Raw genomic sequence first — 21,744 nt, forward strand, 5'->3', positions numbered from 1 at the left:
GTCATCAGGTGTCTGCTCGATTGCCGTGCAGTAATCATTTTTCACACCCTTAAAAAAACGGCTCCATTCTTCGATTCCCTGATCATCCGTCTTCAGGATATAGCCGTCCCAGTTTGACGAACCGGGCCCGCTGTCTCCCTGTACAGAGCCGGCGATCACATAGCCCCCATCGCTGGTTATCCTGATGGCATCTGCCTGCCCGGAGGTTCCCGCAAGGAATGTCCTGTTCCATTCGATCCTCCCCCCGCTGTCCAGTTTCAGGAGGAGCACCCCGGTTCGCACCCCATCGCCGGAACTGCCGGCAACAATAAACCCGCCATCAGGAGTCTGCACAAGGGAATTTCCTTCATAGGTTCCCTCCCCGCCCACGTATTCCCAGAGCAGGTTTCCGTTACCGTCTGCAGTGACAACAGAGAGGCGCGGTATCCCGTCGGTTCCCAATACTTCGCCGGTTGCAGCAACGCCCCCGTTGTTTGTCATGATGACGGCATGACCGCTGCCCTGTATATGCTGCCCGAACGTTCTCTCCCACACTATCCCGGACATGTTTTCCGGACCGGCCGATGGTGCAGCAAGCACCGGGTACAGGATCAGGGAGACGAGGATGAGGACAAAAAGAACCCTGGCACAGGAAAACCGGTTCCGATGGGATCCGCACCCTCTTACCGGAAGATCCGGGGTATTGTCTGCCATATGTCAATCCGGTAACCGGCCGTGATCTCCTACCAGCGGCTTGTTAATGTATCCGATTAAGGCAGTAGCAGACATCAATGTTTCGAAAATGCCGGGAGGTACGGACAGGACCCCTTTTACGGTTACAGGAATATGCGCTCACTGGCAGGCTTCCCGATTTCACGCCTCACACCGTGACTCGTGCAGTGCTGCCACCCATGCGCCGGAACAGCAGGTTCCGGTAAACGCCCTCATCAGATCAGCCCGCGTTCCCGCAGGCTCAGGTGCCCGGTCCTCGTCACGATCACATGGTCAACCAGCTGGATACCAATGAGGGATCCGGCTTCTTTGAGCTGGGTGGTAATCGCGATATCCTGGCTGCTTGGTTCCAGGGACCCCGAAGGATGGTTGTGCACGCAAATAACGGAGGCTGCCCTGTCCGTGATCGCATCGGCAAATACCTCCCTCGGGTGGACAAGGCTGTGGTTTAAGAGGCCGACCGTGATGACCCGGTTCCCCAGCACCTCCCCGGCACCGTTGAGGGTGATGCAGGTGAAGTGCTCCTGCCGTTTGTCCCGGAGGTGGGCGACCAGCGGGAGGATATCTTCCGGTTTTGTGACCCGATCTGCCGGTGCTGTCTCAAAGTAGCGCCTCCCCATTTCGAAGCAGGCCAGGATCTGGGATGCCTTCCCGGGACCGATCCCCTCGATGGCGCACAGGTCCTCGTACCGGATACCCTGCCGCCGGTCCCTGAGGATCCCGCAGATCTCCTGTGAGATCATCCGTACATCCTTTGTCCGCGTCCCTCTGCCGATAATCGCCTCGATCAGCTCGTTATCAGAGAGAGCAGCTGCTCCCCGTTTCGCAATCTTCTCCCGCGGCCGATCCTGCAGGGGCATGTCTTTCATCTTTCGCATGGTATCCCGTGTTGGCCTTCCCGAGGCCTCCTGTGTTTCTTTCCCGGCTGTTGCCGATGATTTGTGGAATATCCCGTGTGGTGTTGAGTTACGGGGTATTGATTTGCAGCAGTATATTCTTTCTTTTTATCGATGTTAAATTATTCGATTTGAGATATGCGATACCCGTGGCGGGATCCCCCGGCCACGCCCACTCCCTGATACGGGCTTGTTCCGCGGTGCCCCTTGAAGAATCTTTAAATTAAGCCCCTGTCATATCATTCCCTCATGGTAACAAGCGACAATGCAAAGGAGGCGTTTGCCGGGGAATCTCAGGCAAGCCGGAAATACCTGGCGTTTTCTGAGAAAGCTGCCGAGGAAGGATTCACGAATGTGGCAACGCTCTTCAAGGCCGCATCGGAAGCCGAGACGATCCATGCAAAAAAGCTGTTAAAAGTCCTTGCTATGGTCGGTCCGACCGAGAAGAACCTTGAGGCAAGCATTGCAGGAGAAACCCACGAGTTCACGTCCATGTACCCCGGTTTTGTCAGGGTGGCAGAGGATGAGAAAAAGACTGACGCGATCATTGCGTTCACTCACGCGATGAAGGCAGAGCAGGTGCACGCGGCACTTTACAAGAAGGCCCTTGACGCAATCAAGGCGGGCCACGACCTCGGGAGGGAGAAAATTTTCCTCTGTCCGGTCTGCGGCAATATCGAATTCGTGAAAGCACCCGACAAGTGCCCGATCTGCGGGGTTTTTGGCAAGCAGTTCCGGGAAATCACCCTGTAAATCTTTTACTCTTTCTCTTTTCCGGCTCCGGTTTCTTCTTTACGGCGCTCCGATCTGCGCCTGTGCAGCCAGATGACCACGAGCAGGACAGCGATCAGGGTCGCCCATGAGGCCGAATAGATCGCGATGATGGGGTTGGTCAGGATATTCTGCGGGATGATTATGGGTGGAAGTTGAGGCGCCGGGACGGACTGGAACCAGACGGCAACGCTGACCGGGAACCGGTACGTGCCATCAAAATAGTGGACCGTGACGGTTGCATTCCCTGAAGGGATCACCCCTTCGATCGGGGTATTGTGGGTATTAGGGAAGGCCACCGACCGGTCGATCCTTCCTCTGGAATCTGCGATCTCGATATACCACGAATCGGGACTTGTCGTGGAATAACGATCGTCTGCCCCCACCACCAGCCTGGAACCCGGTGGAACGGAGACCTGCCATGTCCCGTTCTGGTTTTTGTCGGTGAAAACGAGGGTCCGCGCAATCGTATCACCGTTTCCGAGCAGGACAGATCCGGAATTGATCGTGCATGCAGGGGAGATGGCAGTTGCATTCGGGGGCTCATGCGAAAGTGTCCCCGGCGCTGGCGAGCACCGGAACCGATCGTCCATGACCTGGCTGTATTCCAGTGCCACATTGTAGATCCTGACCTCGTCAAGGCCCCCCTGCAGGTAGTGGGGACAGGGTGTGTCCGGCGCAGAATCCGTACCGGCGTCGGCGCCGAGGATTACATAATTATTGTATTCGTAATTGATCGTGCCCGACGCGTTGACCTGGTTCCTGAGCACACCGTCGAGGTATATTTTTAAAATATTGCCATCATACGTGCCGGTAACATAGTGCCACTGGCGGGGAGTGATCCCCTCGTGCAGGACCGCTACCGAGACGTCCCCGGTTCCCACAAGGTTCACCGTCCAGTACAGGTCGTTGCCATCGTCAAATCCCAGCTGGTATCCCCCGTCCTTGTAGGCTGAGACCAGTGTCTGGGGTTCGAGTTGATCAACGTAAAACCACGTCGAGACCGTGATCTCCTGTGTCGGGTGGTTCAGGGTACTTGGGGGGATGGTGACATAGGCGTTCTCACCGTTGAATACCAGTGCGCCCCCGCATCCCCCGCTCTCGGTACGTGTAGGGCCGTAGAGTGTTCCTGCATCCCCGTGGCCAGACGCGTCAAGCGCTATATTGCCGCTCCCCTCATTGAAGTCAAGGTATACCGCAGGTTCAGCCTGTGTGCCGGTCGCTGCACCGGCAGGAATGGCATGAACGCACCCGGCAAGGACCAGAAATGCAAGATAGATAAGGACGTACCGGTGCAGCCTCGTTATCGGGTGCGGGGAATTCATACGGGTATCTCTAGTGGTGTATAGGGAGTCGTCCAAAAAGAAGATTGCGTTTGACCGGGTACGAATCGTTCTGGTTATCCCAGTCAACATCTTTATATTTTTCTGGAACGTTTACGGCTTAATGACCAAAGTCACCGTATATTCGACGAAGAACTGCCCGTACTGCCGTATGGCCAAGGCCTTCCTGGAGAAATATGGCGTCCCGTACGAAAGCATCGATGTCGGTGCCGATGAGGCTGCTGCACAGAAGATGATCGAGCTGTCAGGCCAGCGCGGGGTCCCGGTCATTACTGTTGACAACGAAGTGATTGTAGGGTTCGACGCACCCCGGCTCAACGAGCTCTTCGGCGAATCTGAGGCAACGGATATCTATGCAGTCCTGATTGTCGGTGCAGGTCCTGCAGGACTGACGGCGGCCGTCTACTGCGCACGGAAGATGCTCAATACCATGGTCATCAGCGAGAATATCGGCGGGCAGGCGCTGGAATCATGGGCGATCGAGAACTACATGGGCTACCGGATGATCTCCGGTGAGGACCTGATGAAGAAATTCGAAGAGCACGTCAGGACCCTCAATATCCGCCTGGAGCTGGACAAGGTCGTGTCCATCACCCGGGAGGAGGACATATTCGTTGTCAAAACCCTCTCGGACAATACGATCCGGGCAAGGGCACTGATCCTCACGCAGGGGAACCGGCCGAAAAAGCTGGGCGTGGCAAACGAGGAGCATTACCTCGGCCGCGGGCTCTCGATCTGCTCCACCTGCGACGGGCCGCTCTACAAGGGCAAGATGGTGGCGGTAGTCGGTGGCGGGAACTCCGCACTCCAGACTGCGCTTGAGATGAGCGAGATCGCAAAGTCGGTGAGCCTCATCGTCAGGAGCACGATCCGGGCCGATCCGGTTTATACCGAGAAACTGAATACGAAGAAAAATATCACCGTGCACAAGAACACCGTTATCACCGCCCTGCACGGGGAGAAGTTCCTCTCCGGCATCACCATTAAGGATGAGTCGGGAGCCGAGCAGAAGATCCCCCTTGACGGGATATTCATCGAGATAGGCTGGCTCCCCAACAGCGAGATGCTCGAAGGCCTGGTCGACCTCAACGAGAAGAAGGAGGTCGTGGTGGATATCAACGGCTGCACGAGCGCCCCCGGAATTTTTGCTGCCGGCGATGTCACGAACGCAAAGAGCAAACAGATCATCATCGCTGCCGGTGATGGGGCGAAGGCGGCGCTCGAGGCGTTCGAGTACCTGGTGAAGCAGTAAGGTGGGAAGTCACCCGGCTTTAATCCGGCCGCGAAATTTTTCCGGTATTAACGGCGTGAAATGGCCAGCAGAAATTCCGGTCCGGTAATTTTTTTAATTATCTGTGAGAAAATCCACAACAAAGTTTTAAGAAATTTTTTTGCGGTACCTGGGGCAGCCGACAATTTCCGGATCCGGTAGCTCTGCGCGATCAGGACTCGGGACCGCGGGCTCCTTCGGATATCCTAGCAGGAGAAGCCCCACGTCGGAGAACCGTATCATAGGGAGTACCTCCCCGGCTTGGGAATACCCTGTTGCAAATCAGGCTTATTTTGACAAGCGGGGGTTATTTTGGACGTTTCGCGAATCACCCGAAAATTTAGATCTCCCCAAAAACTACGGAATTCGCAAAAACACCTGCGGAAATCATTTTAAATCGTTCAGTCTGGCCCCCGATTTTCATTTTTTACGCTGGAGAGGCAAAACTGCGCTAACAGAACCCTTCCAGTCTGAGGATCGGGCAGGGGAACGGGATTCAGGGCATGTCCGGGAGGGTGATCGGGTGTCCGGGGTCCGGAGAATTTTTTAGAGCGGGTGTCCAACAAAAAATTTTCTGAAAAAAAATCCGGAAAATTTTGTAAAAAAATTTTATGGGTTTTTGGAAAATTTTCCCGGTTATGTTCCGGGTCTCTTCTTCCACCAGACGATTCCCGCGATGAGAAGCGCGAACACTCCGATACCGGCTGCAATGTATGGAATGAGGAATCTCCTGTCATCACACCCGAGACAATGTGACGCATCCTGATCATGGAGAGCGTCACTATAGGATTCGTTTCCCATCTCGTACGCTTCCTGTGCATTTGCGCGAGCCGCAGAATAGTTGCCACTGGTGATCTCATCATTTGCGGCAGAGAGGTAATTCGCGGCAAGATCCCGTTCTGCAATAATCTGAGCAAGGTCCGGGTTATTTGCTGTGCTGCTGTTGCCTTTGAACCATGCGATAACTGCATCTGCGTTATTGATCGGGACTCGGGCATTCGCGACTTCACTCTCCGCCCACGCTTTATCGAGCGCTGTCTCCCCTTGATTAATCGCAGCCTTTGCAGCGTCCAGGTCATTATATGCCTCAGCGAACTGCGTCTTAGGTCGTGCACGTGCAGAAGCGATATCCTGTTGTGCTTCATTGTATTTTGCCTCCGCCTCTGTGGTATCGATGCCCAGTGACGAGTTTTCATCAATATCGGTTTGGAACGGCTTAAGATCAGGAATTGAGGGTGAAAGACAGATGCAGGCACAATCGACCACAAATGGGGTATAAAGGAATTTTTCTGTGGATTCAGTTTGACTTTCTGTGGTGTCCAGCTCGCGGATACTCAGCACGGTCAGATTTGTTGGTTGTGAAATCTCCGGTAGTGTCCAGCCGGAGAAAGAAACCTGTAAGGTTCGGTCTGATCCCGGGTTACCTGAGCCCGTCATGTTGAGGGACGAAAGGAAAAATGTCTTGTTATTGATCGAAACCCTGGAAGTTTCCACGCCGTCGCTGAACAGGATTACCGACCAGTCCGGATGATCGATATCGGTAAAAAATTCCCCGTCATATACTGAGGGGAGCGTCCCGGTCTCATTCGGGGATAAGGTGATGGTAAAATTTCCGGAGACGGCCTCACACTGCGTAAGGGATCCCCTGGGGTTGATGGAAAATGAAGATACGGTAAATGCTGAAGCCGCGGTCGAAAATACCAGCGACAAACAAACCGCCAGCAGCACCGCCCTGCCCGGACTCCATCCCTGCATTATTGAAAATATATTGGATCCATAATATTACTGCCGCTTTGATTTTAGTGCCGGATAAAGGGTCCGGCCCTTTTACTTCTTCCCGCTCAGCCGGTCCTTCTCCCAGTACCCTTCCAGCAAAACCGTGGCGATATTCTTCACCGGCTTGTCCGTGTGCCCCATGATGTGGAACTCGCAGAACGGGCACGAGGTAATCACGATCTCCGCGCCGGTCTTCTTGATCTCCTCGCCCCGCCTGCTTCCGAGCGCTGCCGCCTCCTCCGGGTTGCCGGACCGCACGCCCCCGCCGGATCCGCAGCAGATCGAGGGCATCTCCACGAGATCGACGACCTGCCGGATCAGCTCCCGGGGCTGATCGCGGATCCCCTGGCCCCGCATAAGGTGGCAGGGGTCATGGTAGGTTGCTTTGATCGGGAGCCGTGCCGGGGGCTCGATCCCGAACTTGGTCAGGACCTCATTGATGTCCATCACTTTGAACGGGGTTTTGTAATCGTTCTTCAGCGTAGAGCCGCACCCGGCGCACATCGTCATGACGGTATCGATCTTCCGGGTGGTGAATGTCCCGATGTTCCGCTGTTTGAGTGAATCAACGATAGCGAGCTGGCCGGTACGGATCAGGGGCGAACCGCAGCAGACCTGCTCTTTTGGGATTATTACCCGGATGCCATTCCGCCTCAGCACTTCCATTGCATCGAGCGCTGACTGGACCTGGCGCATGTTGTACATGCAGCCGATGAAGAACCCGACCGTTGCCTTCACGGGCCTGTAGGGTTCCAGGATTTCCCCGACTTGTTCGAGGAATGTGGTGCCGGTCCGGGGCACGCTCCTGCCGGTCTCTTTGATGAGGGCCGCAACTTCAAGATGCCGGGGGAGGGTAAGCCCCTTCCGGTTCGCGTGTGCCCGGAGCTTCTCGATCGCCTTTGCCGGGATCTCGATCTCCTTGGGGCAGACCTTCCAGCAAGCCTGGCAGGTGGTGCAGGTGAAGAGGCCGTCCCGGACCGCGTCGGGGACCCGGTCGCCGCTGTCCCGGGGGTCGAGCACGAGCCGCATCTCCTGACGCATCGCGGTCGGGCCGAGGAACTTTGTCACGTCCACTGCAGGGCAGACCGAGACACAGCAGAGGCATTCTATGCAGTCCTTGAGGGGTTTCATCGCATCGATGTCGGCCTTCTTCGGGAGCACCGTCTCCTTCTTTGGTATGAGAGAGGCAATCTGTTCGAGGCGCGGCACGAGATCGGTGACAAGGTCCTTCTTCACATCGAGATTCAGGGGCCCGATCGTGATCCCGTCCTTTGCCTCCTCCATGCAGGCAAGGACCGGCTCGCCGTTCACCCGCACAGCACAGCTCCCGCACTGGCCTGATGAACAGGAATAGCGGTACGAGAGGGTGGGATCGATTTCATCGTGGATCGCGTGGAGCACGTTGAGGACCCGGGCGCCTTCGTTGACTTTCACTGTGTAGGTCTCAAGATGCGGTGCCTTGTCCTTGTCCGGATCGAACCGTGATATCCTGACCGCGAGTTCCTTCATGGCGTCACCTCACGGGGTTCGATACCTTCGCGGGACTGCGAGATAAACGTATGGCCGAAGGGCGAGTGCTCTGCATCGTACGACTGCGCGATATCCGTACGGACGTGCGCCCCGCGGGACTCGCGACGGAGCAGGGCGCTCCGGCAGACAAGCGAAGCGACACAGCACATGTTCTGCACAATGCAGCACTCGGCAAGGTTACGGGCTGATGCTGCCCGGAGGTGCATACCTGAAAGTTGCGTTGCCGTGGCAAGGGTGTTCTCAAGCTCACCCGCGTTCCGGAATATCCCGGCCCCCTGCCACATCGCGAGCTGGAGTTCCCTGCGCACGAGAGCAGGGTTTGTGTTCCCGTCAAGGAAACCGGCGATCCGCTTCTGCTGGCCCCCGACCTGCTCCCTGTCCACGGTCTTTTTCCGCGTTCCGGCTTTTCCTGCGGCCTCTCCAGCCCGTTTACCGAAGACCTGGGTGTCGGCCAGCGCATTGCCGCCGAGCCGGTTTGCACCGTGGACCCCCCCTGCCACTTCCCCGCAGGCGAATAGCCCGGGGAGGGTGGACTGTCCGTGGGGGGTGATCCGGAGACCGCCCATGACATGGTGGGCAGTGGGGGCAACTTCCATCGGCGTGATGCGGATATCGACACCGAACCTGAGGAACTGCTCGAGCATCACCGGGAGGCGTGCCTCGATCTGCTCCCGGGGGAGATGGGTCACATCGAGGTAGACCCCGCCATGTACGGTTCCCCTGTCCTGCTGGATTTCGGTTGCAATTGCCCGGGCTACCACGTCCCGGGTGGAGAGCTCCATCCGTGCGGGATCATAATTCTTCATGAACCGCTCACCCTTCGCGTTCTTCAGGATCCCGCCCTCGCCCCGGACCGCCTCGGTAACGAGCCGGCCCCGTGCATCGTAGGGGTAGACCGCACCGGTCGGGTGGAACTGGACCATCTCCATGTCGATCAGTTCTGCGCCGGCCCGGTATCCCATCGCGAACCCGTCCCCGGTGCCGCTTGAGGAGTTGGTGGAGATATCGTAGATCTTCGTTCCTCCTCCCGTAGCAAGGATCGTACTGTCCGCTTTCAGTAGGACGAGGTCTCCTTTTTCGTCCAGCGCCATCGCCCCGATCACGGCATCGCCATCTTTCAGCAGGTCGATGACGGTATATTCCTGCAGAGTCGTAACTCCCGTGCCATCGAGCCGCTCTACCAGGGTCACCATCATCTCGTGGCCGGTCCGGTCGCCGGCATAGCAGGTGCGGGGGAACCGCTGGCCCCCGAACGGCCGCTGGGCGAGCTCGTCGTCCTCCGTAAAATCAAAAACAGCGCCCCACTTCACAAGGTCGCCCATGCGGAGCGGTGACTCCCTGACCAGGTGATCGACCAGTTCCGGATTGTTGAGGTATGCCCCGCCTTTCAGGGTGTCCTCGAAATGGATCCCGCAGGCATCCTGCTCCCGCAGGACCGCGTTGTATCCCCCTTCCGCCATCGGGGTACAGCCACCTTTTCCCACGATAGTCTTGGAGATGAGGACGGTTTCGCCGTACTGCGAGGCCTCGATCGCCGCGCGGACGCCCGCTCCTCCGCTCCCGATCACAAGCACGTGGCAGTCACAAACCTCATCTGCAGGCATCTTATTATTTTGTGGATCGTATAGTTACATAAATAAATGGCACGTCCAAAAGTGAGCGAAAGAATGAGATTTTTGATGAAATTCGGTGGGACATCCGTTGCCGATGCCCAGTGCATCCAGCGTGTTGTCGATATCCTCGAAAAGCACCACAAGGCAGGAGACGAACTCGCCGTCGTCGTGTCTGCCAAGCGTGGCGTGACCGACCAGCTCATCGGGATCGCCACCGCGCTTCCGACCGCAAAGGATGACACCGCTATCGCCCCCCTGATCCAGGCGCTCAGCAGGCGCCATATTACCACGCTCGAAGGAGCGGCACCTGATTATGTGGGAGAAGTCGGGGCGGAGATGGAAGAGCAGCTCATTCGGCTCCAGAACATCCTCTTTGCGATCTACCACCTGCGGGAACTCACTCCCCGCTCAAAGGACTATGTCATATCGTTTGGCGAGCGGCTCCTCGCCCCGATCCTATCAGCGGCTATCAGGCAGCGGGGCATCGCATCGACCGTGATGGACGGTTGCGAGGCCGGGATCCTGACAACCCCCCAGCACGGGGAATCCACGTCACTCCCTGAGAGCGACGAGCGGATCAAGAGGCGGGTTGGCCCCCTCCTCGGGAAAGAGATCCCGGTGATCATGGGGTTCATGGGCTGCACCCGGGACGGGGTTCTCACCACGCTCGGCAGGAGCGGTTCAGACTACTCTGCCTCCATTATCGGCGCCGGTATCGACGCGGACGAGATCTGGATCTGGACCGATGTCGATGGCATCATGACCTGCGACCCCCGCGTAATCAACGACGCCCGGGTGATGCCCTCGCTTTCCTACCTGGAAGTGATGGAGCTCTCATATTTCGGCGCCAAGGTGATGCACCCCCGTTCAATCGAGCCGGCGATGCGCAAGAATATCCTCGTCCGGGTCAAGAATACCTTCAATCCCTCCCACCCGGGAACAGTTATCGTGCGCAACGGCAAGCGCGACAACCGCGTGGTAAAAGCCCTGACGTATATCGACAAAGTTGCAGCAATCAATATCAACGGCGCCCAGATGATCGGAAGGCCCGGCGTGGCAAAGGCGATCTTCACGATCCTTGCCGACCACGAGGTGAACGTGATGATGATCTCGCAGGGCTCGAGCGAGGCGAACATTTCGCTGATCGTGGACGAGTCCCATCTTTCAGCCGCGGTAAAAGCCCTCTCCGAGCTCATGAAGCAGGGCGTGGTGCGGGAAGTGTCCCACAACCACGATGTCTGTGCGGTCGCGGTGGTCGGGGCCGGCATGGCGGGTGCCCCGGGCACCGGTGGACGAATCTTCACGGCACTCGGCCATGCAGAAGTGAACGTGATGATGATCTCGCAGGGTTCGAGCGAAGCGAACATCTCGTTTGTCGTTAGCCAGAGCGACGGCCCCCGGGCGGTCCGCGTGCTCCATGACGAGTTCCGTCTCTCGGAGGAAAGCGATGAGTAAGACAGCAGGTAAGAGTGCCTATGCAGAAGCCGGCGTGGACATCGATCTCGAAGTAACGGCAATAAAAGCACTGATCGGCAACCTTGGTTACCGGCGCAAAGGAAGCACGAAGATGATGGGATCCGTGGGGCACTTTGCCGGACTGATCGATTTCGGCGAGATGGCCCTTGCCCTGACTACTGATGGCGTGGGCACGAAGATGCTCGTCGCCGACCAGCAGAAAGACTGGAGCACGGTCGGCATCGACTGCATTGCGATGAACGTCAACGATCTCTACGTGATGAACGTGGAACCCATCGCGTTCGTCGATTACATAGCGACCGACAAGCTGTCCATTGAGAAGATGGCCCAGATCGGGATCGGCCTCAACGCGGGGGCGAAGCAGGCGAACATCGATATCGTGGGTGGCGAGACCGCGTCACTCAAGGGCCTCGTGAACGGCCTCGACCTTGCCGGCACCTGCCTTGGCATACAGAAGAAGGACAAGATCATTGCCGGGGAAAAGATCAGACCGGGTGATGTGATCATCGGTGTCGCATCGACCGGTGTCCACAGCAACGGTCTCTCCCTTGCCCGCCGTGTAGTGGAGAAGTATGCCGGCTATGACAAGAAATTCAGAGGCAGGAAGACGTTCGGCGAGGAACTCCTCACCCCGACCCGGATCTACAGCGAGAGCCTGAAGGTCGCGGCATCCTGCACGGTGCACGGCATGTGCCACGTCACGGGCGGCGGCCTGCTCAACTTCAACCGGCTCAGCAGGTACGGGTTCCGGTTCGACACCCCCATCACCCCGCCGGAGATCTTCACGTGGATCCAGAAGGCAGGCGACATCTCTTCGGTCGAGATGTACCGCACGTTCAACATGGGCATGGGGTATGCGTATGTTGTGCCGAAGGGAAGCATTGACTGCGTGTTGAAGATGGTGAAGGGTGCACAGATCGTTGGGAAGGTTGTGAAGGAGCCCGGGGCGTGGCTTGGGAAGATGGAGATTACGTAAGGCGGAATTCTCTTAGCCTTTATTCTAATCGAATCTTGGCTGAAATTTTTCATCGCGATCATGAGTGCGATTGAAAATTTGATCCGGATCGATCAAAGTTTGATTCAATCGCACTTTGATTTGGCGTCTTCATGGCCATATCGACATTCTGGCGCATCTGTTCTATGGGTTGCGATACACGCCGCCGCCCCCGACGGGGCGCCCCCGCGGCGGTTCAGGACATTTTCGATTTACGGAGACTAAATTAATTCTGGTAAACTGGTAATACGGCGCTATCGCGACCGGGGGCGCCACAACGGCGGGGGCGGAGCCCCCGGGAGCGTCTTGAGATGGTGCTGAAATGTGATCGGGTACATTATGAGCCAACAGCAATGAAGAGGGGGTCGCGTCGGTACAAAATCCCTGAGGCAGCCACCCTGGGCGTGAACCCTCTGAAAGAAATCCAAAAAAAGATCTACCGGGAAAAAGAACCGGAACTTACTCTTCAGAAATTTTTACCTGAGGATACTCCTCTTCCGGCACGTACGCTTCCTTCACCGTCTTATCGGAAATGATCCCGCTGTTCCCGGAGGGGTCTTCGAGAATCAGCGTAATCGGGAACGTCCCGGCCTTCACCCGCACAATATCCGCAAGGAGTGCCGCTGCATTCTCCTTCTCAACGTCATTCCCCCACTGCAGGGCACCTTTTACAACCTGTTCGATCCGGTCGAGCACACCTTCCACATTGGACACGAACCCCTGGCACGAGGGGCCCGGGCTGATATGTACCCCGAGTTCCGGAATCTCGATCGCGGCACTCATGCTCCGTACGACCCTGATCGAGAGATCGTCCTGCGTATCCACCGCAACTGTATACCGTGCAGGCTCTCCATGTTTCAGGAGCTGTGTATCGACGAACTTGTACCCGCAGGAGGGACAGATCGCCGAAATAATGAGGATATCAGAAAAATAGGGAATATTTTCCGTCTTATACAGGTATTTGATTTCAGTATTGCAACAGGGGCACGGACCCGGGACGACTGCCTTCGTTTCTGCCTGCACTTATGCTCCACCGATCTTGTCGCGGGAGATCTTTACGGACATGGGGGTCAGGACGACATACCGCTGGTCCCCGAGACCGATGATGTCGCCGTTGACATCCTTTGCCACTTCTTTTAAGTCCTTGAGCACACGCTCGTAGGAGATCTTGTCCATCTTCAGGCGGGAGATATCCACGATTACGATGTTGCCGGAGTAGACCTCGTCCTTGACGCGGGGGGTATCCTTGAGGTCGGTGATAGTTGCAATCTTCACGAGCAGTGCCGGGGAGGATCCCCCGTGTTCCTCGTACGATGCGAGGTCAAGTTCCATGTAATCGTCGTCCGAGTTCGCGGAACTCTTGCCAAGAAGGGTGTCTATGATCTTAACCATAAAAAAACTGTATGACGAAACTTATTTAATAGTATCTATTTTGAAACCGTCTTGGGACCATTTATGCGAAAAAAATGGGCAAAACTGCCCGTTTCCCGCACGCGAAAAGAGACTGTTGCCGATCAGATTTCCATGTTCCAGATCTCGTCACCGACGTGATGGAACTTTTTTACCATCTTTCCTCCCGTACTGGCACGCAGATCGGGCGCATCCAGGAGGGCAATGCCGATCGCAAGCGGCTTGCCGTGCCGCTCATCTACGATCTGCACGGGACTGCCCGCTTTCACGTCATCTGTGCACGAGACGATCCCGGGACGCATAATATCCGCCCCGTTCACTACGTAGGGAATTGCCCCGGCATCGACAACTACACGGCGCTCCGGGAACGGCAGCTGGACCGCTCCTTTCAGCGTAGGGAAGACCCAGTCGTCTGTGGCCATCAGGAGCGGTTTCTTACCGACCATGAAGAGCGAGACGTTTGCGTTCGTTTCCAGTACCTCGATCATCTCCGCGTGGAAGAGGGTTGCCGATGGCCCGATCTGGGCTTCGAGCCGCTCCAGCAGCTCCTGGCCCTGGCTCTTGCGGATCGAATGACGTTTCTTTACGACAATCTTTTTCATCGTTCTGCATCAATATTCAGAGCGCAGGCTAAAAAATAATATGCATCCTGCAGGACCCGTTTATACGCCGCGTGCGCACGCTGCATTCCCTGTCTTTCCCGTCATTCCCCGGCACAGGAAACCTTATTGCCCTGAGGGGATCTACGGTATGTTTAAGTAAACTGCTCGCACACATATATTACTCCAGAGCGATGGTAACAGGGTATTATTATGACCAAAAGGCCGTTGGATATTTTGGATCTGGTGCTGAACCGTCAGCCCGTTATTGTATCTCTCAAAGGCGGGAGAGAAATACGGGGTGTTCTCCAGGGATATGATGTACATATGAACCTCGTGCTCGACAAGGCAGAGGAAGTGGAGAACGGGCAGGTCCAGAAAGTAGGCACGCTCATCGTCCGTGGGGATAATGTAATTTATATCTCTCCATCACTCGAACAATAAGGTGAAGTAACATGTCAAAAGGCACTCCATCAATGGGAAAGAGGAACAAGTTCACTCACATCGCCTGCCGGCGCTGTGGGAAGATCTCGTTCCACGCCCAGAAGAAAGTCTGCTCTGCCTGTGGTTTTGGCAGGAGCACAAAGATGATCAGCAACAAGTGGAACACCAAGAGACCGAAAATCCCGACGCATTAAGAGTTGTACCATGTGCGGAATCGTTGGCATCGTCGATGCTGGCGGTGTATCAATCCAGCTCTATTATGCCCTGTACGCTCTCCAGCACCGTGGCCAGGAGAGCGCCGGAATATCCACTTTTGACGGCACCCTGCTCCACAAGTTCAAGGGAAACGGGCTTGTCGCCGATGTGTTTTCCCCCTCTGTTTTATCCGATCTGAAAGGCACCGCCGGCATCGGCCATGTGCGGTATCCGACGACGGGCGCAAACCTTCCTGAGAATATCCAGCCTTTGAACTTCCAGTTTCAGGAACACTTCATCTCTATTGCACACAACGGGAACCTGGTCAATACCTGTGAGCTCCGGGCAGAGTACGAGCAGGCCGGGCAGATCTTCACGACGACGACCGATACTGAGATCATCGCAAAGATCCTGATCGATGCGATCAGCAACTCGGGATCCGTGGAAGATGCAGTAAGCTTCTGCATGCGTAAGCTTGTCGGATCCTACTCGGTCGTAATCATGATCGATGGAGTCCTCTACGGCTTCCGGGATCCGCTGGGCATCAAGCCGTTCTGCATCGGAAAGACCGGAAGCGGGTACATGGTGGCCTCGGAGAGTGTTGCAGTCGACGCCCTGAGTGCAAAGTTCCTCCGGGACGTGAAGCCGGGCGAACTGATCCGGATCGATGCAGAAGGAGTCAAGTGCATGCAGATTGCGGTGGCCGGCAAACGTGCCCACTGCATCTTTGAATATATCTATTTCGCACGGGCGGATGCAGTCATCGATGGCGTACTCGTGTACGATGTCCGCCGGCAGATTGGCCAGAAACTCTTTGAGGAAGACCCGGTGAAGGCCGACTCGGTCTGTTCGGTGCCCGATTCGGGAACCGCATACGCGATCGGGTACGCGGAACGTTCGAAAATTCCGTTTGTTGAATCCCTTATGAAGAACCGGTACATGGGCAGGACATTCATTATGCCCTCCCAAAAAGAGCGGGAGAAGGCGGTGCGGATCAAGCTCAACCCCATCCCTGCACACCTCAAGGACAAGTCAGTCGTGCTCGTTGACGACAGCATTGTCCGGGGCACGACCTCCAAGCGTATCATCGAGATGATGCGGGACGCGGGTGCCCGGGAAGTCCATATGCGGATCGGCTCCCCTGCGATCAAGGCCCCCTGTTACCTTGGTGTGGACATGCCGACCCGCGAAGAGCTGATCGCGAGCAACAAGGTCGAGGACGAAGTCCGTCACAGCATTACAGCCACAACCCTCCACCATGTCTCGATCGATGCGCTGGTCGAGGCGATCGGATTTGACCGCGAGAGCCTCTGTACGGGCTGCCTCACGGGATGTTACCCCCTGCCGATAGAGGGGGAAAAGGCCAAGACATGCCAGGTCAACTTCGTTGACGGCACGGTCCAGTCCAAGCTCGGGTCGTTCGAAGCGTAAATACTGCGGGATCCGGCATCGCTCCCGCCGTTTTTTTGTCATCATGAATCGTCCGGTTTCCCGGCAATCCCCGGCCTGGTTTTAAAACCACATTTTAACCGATAAGATAATGATTGTACCCTTACAGAACCTGAGGATCAGCTGGTTATGGTTTCAACTCCCCGCATCCTGATTGTCGATGACGATGCCATCATCACCCACGTGCTTTCAACCATGCTCCAGAAGAGGGGGTACACGATTGCCGGCACCGCCTCTTCCGGTGCGGAAGCCATCATGAAATCCGCTGAGCTGATGCCCGACCTGGTGATGATGGATGTCAACCTGTCCGGGGCGATGGATGGCATGGACGCAGCCCATTACATCTTCCAGCTCTTCCATTGTCCCCTTATTTTTATAACAGGCATATCGGATGAGAAGCAGCTCGAACGGGTCAAGTACTCGCAGCCGTACGGGATCATCTTCAAACCGTTCACTGCAATCGAGATCTCGACGAATGTGGATCTTGCGATCTACAATCACAGCAACCGGCCCAGTGGCCCGGAGCAGTATCCCGCGGGAGATCCAAAAAAGATCATGGAACTGCTCGAGGCGATCCTCATCATGGATAAACGCGGCCGGATCATCTTTTTCAATCCCTACGCGGCGTGGCTTCTCGATATTCCGGCCAACCGGATCCTTATGAAACACTGGCGGGACGTCCTGATGCTTATCAACGAACAGACTGAAGAGCAACTGAAGGACCCCGTTACTGATGCTGCCAATCAGATGGCCGGTATATTTCATGATTCCAATACCGCGATGGTAACAACCACGTCAAAGCGCCGGAAAGTGAAGGTGTCGGTTCGTCCGGTATTGGATACGCGCGGAAAGTTCCTTGCCGTTTTCATGTCCATAAAAGAGAAATCGCCAAAACCCTATTCCTGATTATAACAAATCCCCGTATAAGAGGCAGGATCTTCCATGGAGCACATCAGGCAGGCGTTCAACCGGTTCGCACAGGATTACGACACGCAGCGGGAGTACATCATCCCGGAGATGCGGCAGTTTTACCGTACTGCGGTCTGGGCAGCGGAATCGGGAGACTCCGAACCGGAAGTTCTCGACATCGGTGCTGGCACCGGCCTCATGAGTGCGTACCTGCTGGAAAAATTCCCGCAGGCACACCTGACGCTCGTGGATATCGCGGAGAACATGCTGGGGATGGCACGACAGCGGTTTGCCGGCCGTAAGTATACCCGGTATGTGGTGAGTGATTATTCAACGGGAGATCTCGGAGGACCGTACAATATTGTCTGCTCAGCGCTCTCCATCCATCACCTTGCACCTGAGGAGAAGCGGCTCCTCTTCCGGCGCATTTTTGCATACCTGAAACCGGGCGGGATGTTCGTGAACGCGGACCAGGCAGATGGCGAGACACCGTACTTCCGGCAGCGTTACCTGGATTACTGGAACGGGTTCCTGAAGAGCGGCCCGATGACCGGATCGCAGCAGGCGGAGATCCTGAAACGCCGGGATGAGCTTGACAGGAACGAGAAACTATCAGACCAGCTCGCCTGGCTGCGGGAGGCCGGGTTCTCCGATGTTGATGTGGTGTACCGGAACCGGACATTCATCGTGACGGTGGCGAGGAAGGTATGAATTTGCCATCGGGTGCTCACGGTCTTCCCTGCAGGAAGAATGATGGCCTGTTCCGAATAACCGAGGTATATTACTCCGCGTTCAATTTTTCCGGAGGAAACCGCAATCCTGCATAACTCACGAAAAACAGTAGCGAGGGATGGATTTGAACCATCGATCTACGGGTTATGAGCCCGTCGGGATATCCTGACTACCCTACCTCGCTTCCTATAATCAGGGTTATAATATAGTCGGCATCCGCAGATATACTTTACTCACTTACAGGAGATTGTGCAGGGATGCCGTGTTCGTTAGCATTAAATGAACCATGCCGGCATATCTGGATCATGGATGATGAGATCCAGCGCCTCCGCGAGAAGCGGATGCAGGAGATGAGGGAGAAGATGAGACACGCAGATAAGGGTGCGGTACAGCATGTCGACGAGATGCATTTCCAGCAGTTCCTCGCCACAAACCAGTATGCCGTGGTAGACTTTTGGGCGGAATGGTGCGGTCCCTGCCAGCGGATTGCGCCCATCATGGACGAGCTTGCGAAAGAGTACGGTGACAAGGTGGCATTCGGAAAGTGCAATACCGATGAGAACCGGAGGCTTGCAATGCAGTTCAACATAGACGCGATTCCCGCGATGATGCTCTTTTCCAAAGGCCAGCTGGTGGACCGGATCATCGGCGCCTACCCAAAGGAAGCGATCAGGGAGAAGATTGTCCGGAAGTTCGGCCTGGATTAAAAACATTTTTGCTCTGTAGAAAACCTCATAATCGCTGACGCTCTTTTGGGCTTTGCCCCCGCCGCTATGGCATCCCCCGGTTGCGATGACGATGTATTACCTGCCATTTGACTCGGGTCATCGCACTGCGCCCCGTCCCCCGCGGGGACTGGTGGCGCAAGAGGGGGGCATCGTCTCTTCGAAAAAAATGATTTCTACAGAGCAAACATTTTTTAAAAAACCCGGGCACCGGCCGTTACGGCTGCAAGATTCCTTTTTGTTACGACCAGACGCATACCCGTCACTCATGCGGTCATTCCCGCACGAGAGCAAAAACGTTACCAGGCAGGTTTATTTGTCCGCATACCGGAACGGGAAAAACCGGCAGAATGACGTTGCCAATCTTTAGAGTTCACTTTGCCGGGCTGTTCCCCTTCCGGCAGAGCGAGGTGCATTCCCAGCAGGTACCCTTGCACGGTTCGATGTGGATGGTGATGCTCGTCCGCGGGAATGCAAGGAGGATATCGGATTCCAGGTGGTCGGAGAGATCATGGGCCTCTTCCACGGTCGTGTCCTTTGCCACCACGAGATGGAGGTCGATGAACCGGTCCGCCCCGGACCGACGGGTCCGCAGGTCATGGAAGTTGGCAAAATCGGTTGCATGATCGCACAGGATCTCTTTGATCCTGTTCTCCTCCTCGTCCGAGAGCTTGCGATCGGTGAGGGTGCCAAACGACCGCACCGTCAGTTCGTACGCAGCATGCATGATGATGACGGCAACCCCGAAGGCAAAGAGCTGGTCGAGGATCAGGATACCCGTGAGCTTGATCAGGACAAGGCCCGCCATGATCCCGGCCGAGGTGTAGACATCGGTCCGCAGGTGCCAGGCATCGCTCTCGAGGGCTATGGACTCGGTCTCCTTTGCCACCTTCATCAGCCGGCTGGAGACATAGAAGTTGATGACGGCAGAGATACCCATCACGAGGATACCAATCCCGAACAACCCGAACAGGTCCTCGTTGAGGAGGGTGGGCGACCCGTGGATCAGCTTCATGATCGCCTCGTACATGATCAGTACGGCGGCGGCAAAGATCAGCAGCGCCTCAAAAAAGCCGGACATATCCTCGAACTTGCCGTGCCCGAACTCATGGATTTCGTCCGGAGGTTCGCTCGCCTTCTTCACCGAGATGTACGCGATCACCGCAGCAAGGAGATCGATGCCCGAGTGGATCGCCTCGGAGATGATCGCAAGGGAGCCGACCGCGAACCCGACGGAAAGTTTCATCAGGACAAGGGTGATGTTGGAGAGGACCGAGAGATGGGCGGTTTTCTGTTTTTCCTCATCGGCAGAACGTTTCTGCACATTCCGTGTGCGCGAAAACAACTCGGGCATGCTGGTGAGGATATTGGGCGGAAGGGGAAAAAAGGCTTATGTAGAACGGTTTGGGCCAAAGGGTGCACGTCCACGGGGGATCCATATCGGGTTCACTGATCACCACGGCATCAGCTCCTCCATAGGAGGCACGGAGACTGCAATAAAAAACTATTGAAAAAAAAGCTGGATCAGGCCGCTGTCCGGTTCTTGATCATCTCAAGGGCTTCGAATGCCTCTTTCCTGACTGTGACATTATCATCGGAGAGCAGGCCGGTGAGATGATCCACCGCTTTCTGGTCGCCGATCTCGCCGAGCAGGAGGGCCGCCCGCTTCCGGACATCGCTCTGATCGTCTTTTAGCACCATGATGAGGGGTGTAGTGGCCGGCTGGCCGAGCATCCAGAGCGCCTCCATTGCGCCGGTCCGCATATGGCCGTCGCCTTCGCGGAAGACCTGCATGAGAGGAGCGATTGCAGGGACGCCGAGTGCGGCAAGGGCCTTGACGGACTCGATCCGGACCAGCCGCTCGGGGTCCCTGAGGCTTTCAATGATCTTTGGTATGGCACGGGTGTTCCCGATCTGGCCAAGCGCCTCGGCAGCACCCCTGCGGATGCCCGGGTTCTGGTCGCCCAGTGCCGCGATCAGTGCATCCATGGCCGGCTCCCCGATCGTTACCAGCGCAAGCGACGCCCTACGACAGACATCCTCGTTCAGATCAACGAGAGCATGGATCAGCGGCTCAATGGACGGGGCACCGAGTGAGCAGAGCGTGGCCATGGCGGCAACACGCACGTGTTCCTGCGGGTCGTTCAGGCTCTCGATGAGCGGGGGGACGCTACGGGGATCCCCGATGCGGCCGAGAGCCACCGTGGCCTCGTACCTGACACCGGCATCCGGGTCCTTCAGGGCATCGATAAGGACCGGGACTGCACGCCCCTCGCCCATGATACCGAGTGCCTGGACCGCACCCCGCCGGATCAGCGGGTGGCCGTGCTTTGTTGCCTGGACCAGGGGACCCACGGAAGGTTCCCCGACCAGCTGGAGGGCCCGGATCGTTTCCTGACGGATGTCCTCAAGCGGCTCATCAAGCGCCCCGATCAACGGTTTTACGGCAGGCGCCCCGATCTTGCCCAGTGTATCGGCTGAACCCCGCCTTATGATCCAGTACTCGTCCTTGAGCCCCCGGATCAACGGTTCGATAAACGGCTCGCCAAGATCGCCAACCGACCTTACAGCTGCCCAGCGGGCATCGAGATCGCCCTCGGTGAGAGCCCTGAGGAGATTGTCATAGCGCTCCTTCTGTGCCTGAAGGCGCGCTTCGTCCTCTTCTCCTTTCCCTGACTTGAACAGGTTGAGGAATTTCTTGATGATACTCATATTACATCTCCGAACAAATATTAGTATATAAATCCTTCAAATAGGTATCGGATGGAAAATTACCGAAATTTGCACAACTCACGTTTTTTTTACAGTGTTTGAAAGAGATCCGCCCGGAAAATGGCAACCAGTTATCGTGGGAAAAAACCGGGTGAAAAGACCTTTTCCCGGTCCTCATGGCCTGCCCGG

Annotated in this window: 20 protein-coding genes, 1 tRNA gene and 1 pseudogene; 10 read left to right on the forward strand and 12 right to left on the reverse strand. The window is 56.3% G+C overall.

From position 1 onward, the window contains the following. Together WBL42_RS10170 and radC are read right to left on the reverse strand one after the other, a co-directional pair. Positions 1-693 (reverse strand): annotated as a pseudogene (locus WBL42_RS10170) (hypothetical protein); the annotation flags it as partial. Between the two features lie 233 nt (positions 694-926). After that, positions 927-1,589, reverse strand: coding sequence for a RadC family protein (gene radC, locus WBL42_RS10175; RefSeq protein ID WP_424721164.1), 663 nt, complete (start codon positions 1,587-1,589; stop codon positions 927-929). 267 nt (positions 1,590-1,856) lie between these two features. Here radC and WBL42_RS10180 point away from each other — a divergent pair, with 267 nt between their 5' ends. Next, positions 1,857-2,360, forward strand: coding sequence for a rubrerythrin family protein (locus WBL42_RS10180; RefSeq protein ID WP_424721165.1), 504 nt, complete (start codon positions 1,857-1,859; stop codon positions 2,358-2,360). Positions 2,361-2,365: 5 nt separating this feature from the next. On the opposite strand, the gene WBL42_RS10185 is transcribed toward WBL42_RS10180, so the two are convergent. Continuing rightward, positions 2,366-3,703, reverse strand: a complete 1,338-nt coding sequence (locus WBL42_RS10185; protein WP_424721166.1) for a LamG domain-containing protein — start codon at positions 3,701-3,703, stop codon at positions 2,366-2,368. Positions 3,704-3,824: 121 nt separating this feature from the next. Here WBL42_RS10185 and WBL42_RS10190 point away from each other — a divergent pair, with 121 nt between their 5' ends. Next, the gene (locus WBL42_RS10190; RefSeq protein WP_424721167.1) at positions 3,825-4,973 is read left to right on the forward strand and encodes an FAD-dependent oxidoreductase; all 1,149 of its coding nucleotides are present in this window, start codon (positions 3,825-3,827) and stop codon (positions 4,971-4,973) included. Between the two features lie 654 nt (positions 4,974-5,627). Here the strand turns inward: WBL42_RS10190 and WBL42_RS10195 are convergent. From WBL42_RS10195 to tfrA, 3 genes are all read right to left on the reverse strand, one after another. Beyond that, positions 5,628-6,746 (reverse strand): hypothetical protein, encoded by a 1,119-nt coding sequence (locus WBL42_RS10195; protein ID WP_424721168.1) that lies wholly within the window; start codon positions 6,744-6,746, stop codon positions 5,628-5,630. 72 nt (positions 6,747-6,818) lie between these two features. Continuing rightward, positions 6,819-8,276, reverse strand: coding sequence for a fumarate reductase (CoM/CoB) subunit TfrB (gene tfrB / locus WBL42_RS10200; RefSeq protein ID WP_424721169.1), 1,458 nt, complete (start codon positions 8,274-8,276; stop codon positions 6,819-6,821). Further along, on the reverse strand, positions 8,273-9,901 hold the full coding sequence (gene tfrA, locus WBL42_RS10205; RefSeq protein ID WP_424721170.1) for a fumarate reductase (CoM/CoB) subunit TfrA: 1,629 nt from the start codon (positions 9,899-9,901) through the stop codon (positions 8,273-8,275). Before tfrA ends, tfrB begins: the two co-directional genes overlap by 4 nt. Positions 9,902-9,976: 75 nt before the next feature. On the opposite strand from tfrA, the gene WBL42_RS10210 reads away from it, so the two are divergent. After that, positions 9,977-11,365, forward strand: coding sequence for an aspartate kinase (locus tag WBL42_RS10210; protein WP_424721171.1), 1,389 nt, complete (start codon positions 9,977-9,979; stop codon positions 11,363-11,365). Further along, positions 11,358-12,362, forward strand: coding sequence for a phosphoribosylformylglycinamidine cyclo-ligase (gene purM / locus WBL42_RS10215; RefSeq protein WP_424721172.1), 1,005 nt, complete (start codon positions 11,358-11,360; stop codon positions 12,360-12,362). Before WBL42_RS10210 ends, purM begins: the two co-directional genes overlap by 8 nt. Before the next feature lie 477 nt (positions 12,363-12,839). Here the strand turns inward: purM and WBL42_RS10220 are convergent, their stop codons facing one another. The 3 genes from WBL42_RS10220 to WBL42_RS10230 form a co-directional block, all read right to left on the reverse strand. Then, on the reverse strand, positions 12,840-13,403 hold the full coding sequence (locus WBL42_RS10220) for a ZPR1 zinc finger domain-containing protein (RefSeq protein WP_424721173.1): 564 nt from the start codon (positions 13,401-13,403) through the stop codon (positions 12,840-12,842). After that, positions 13,404-13,772, reverse strand: a complete 369-nt coding sequence (locus WBL42_RS10225; RefSeq protein WP_424024062.1) for a cell division protein SepF — start codon at positions 13,770-13,772, stop codon at positions 13,404-13,406. It abuts the gene before it with no gap. A 122-nt stretch (positions 13,773-13,894) separates the two neighbouring features. Beyond that, positions 13,895-14,392, reverse strand: coding sequence for an RNA-binding protein (locus WBL42_RS10230; protein WP_424721174.1), 498 nt, complete (start codon positions 14,390-14,392; stop codon positions 13,895-13,897). Positions 14,393-14,602: 210 nt separating this feature from the next. Between WBL42_RS10230 and WBL42_RS10235 the strand changes: the two genes are divergently transcribed. From WBL42_RS10235 to WBL42_RS10255, 5 genes are all read left to right on the forward strand, one after another. After that, entirely contained in the window at positions 14,603-14,833 is a 231-nt protein-coding gene (locus WBL42_RS10235; RefSeq protein WP_299964479.1) for an LSM domain-containing protein, read from the forward strand. A gap of 11 nt (positions 14,834-14,844) precedes the next feature. After that, the gene (locus tag WBL42_RS10240; RefSeq protein ID WP_424024065.1) at positions 14,845-15,027 is read left to right on the forward strand and encodes a 50S ribosomal protein L37e; all 183 of its coding nucleotides are present in this window, start codon (positions 14,845-14,847) and stop codon (positions 15,025-15,027) included. A gap of 10 nt (positions 15,028-15,037) precedes the next feature. Then, the gene (gene purF / locus WBL42_RS10245; protein WP_424721175.1) at positions 15,038-16,459 is read left to right on the forward strand and encodes an amidophosphoribosyltransferase; all 1,422 of its coding nucleotides are present in this window, start codon (positions 15,038-15,040) and stop codon (positions 16,457-16,459) included. 147 nt (positions 16,460-16,606) lie between these two features. Further along, on the forward strand, positions 16,607-17,383 hold the full coding sequence (locus tag WBL42_RS10250) for a response regulator (protein WP_424721176.1): 777 nt from the start codon (positions 16,607-16,609) through the stop codon (positions 17,381-17,383). Positions 17,384-17,419: 36 nt separating this feature from the next. Next, positions 17,420-18,097, forward strand: coding sequence for a class I SAM-dependent methyltransferase (locus WBL42_RS10255; protein WP_424721177.1), 678 nt, complete (start codon positions 17,420-17,422; stop codon positions 18,095-18,097). Between the two features lie 130 nt (positions 18,098-18,227). Here WBL42_RS10255 and WBL42_RS10260 read toward each other — a convergent pair. Continuing rightward, positions 18,228-18,302: transfer RNA gene (locus WBL42_RS10260), tRNA-Met, on the reverse strand. 121 nt (positions 18,303-18,423) lie between these two features. Between WBL42_RS10260 and trxA the strand changes: the two genes are divergently transcribed. Beyond that, the gene (gene trxA, locus WBL42_RS10265) at positions 18,424-18,825 is read left to right on the forward strand and encodes a thioredoxin (protein WP_424721178.1); all 402 of its coding nucleotides are present in this window, start codon (positions 18,424-18,426) and stop codon (positions 18,823-18,825) included. 391 nt (positions 18,826-19,216) lie between these two features. Here the strand turns inward: trxA and WBL42_RS10270 are convergent, their stop codons facing one another. Beyond that, positions 19,217-20,197, reverse strand: coding sequence for a cation diffusion facilitator family transporter (locus WBL42_RS10270; protein ID WP_424721179.1), 981 nt, complete (start codon positions 20,195-20,197; stop codon positions 19,217-19,219). Between the two features lie 170 nt (positions 20,198-20,367). Continuing rightward, on the reverse strand, positions 20,368-21,555 hold the full coding sequence (locus WBL42_RS10275; protein ID WP_424721180.1) for a HEAT repeat domain-containing protein: 1,188 nt from the start codon (positions 21,553-21,555) through the stop codon (positions 20,368-20,370). Between the last annotated feature and the right edge of the window lie 189 nt (positions 21,556-21,744).

The organism is Methanoregula sp. (assembly GCF_049686655.1).
Taxonomy (GTDB): domain Archaea; phylum Halobacteriota; class Methanomicrobia; order Methanomicrobiales; family Methanospirillaceae; genus Methanoregula.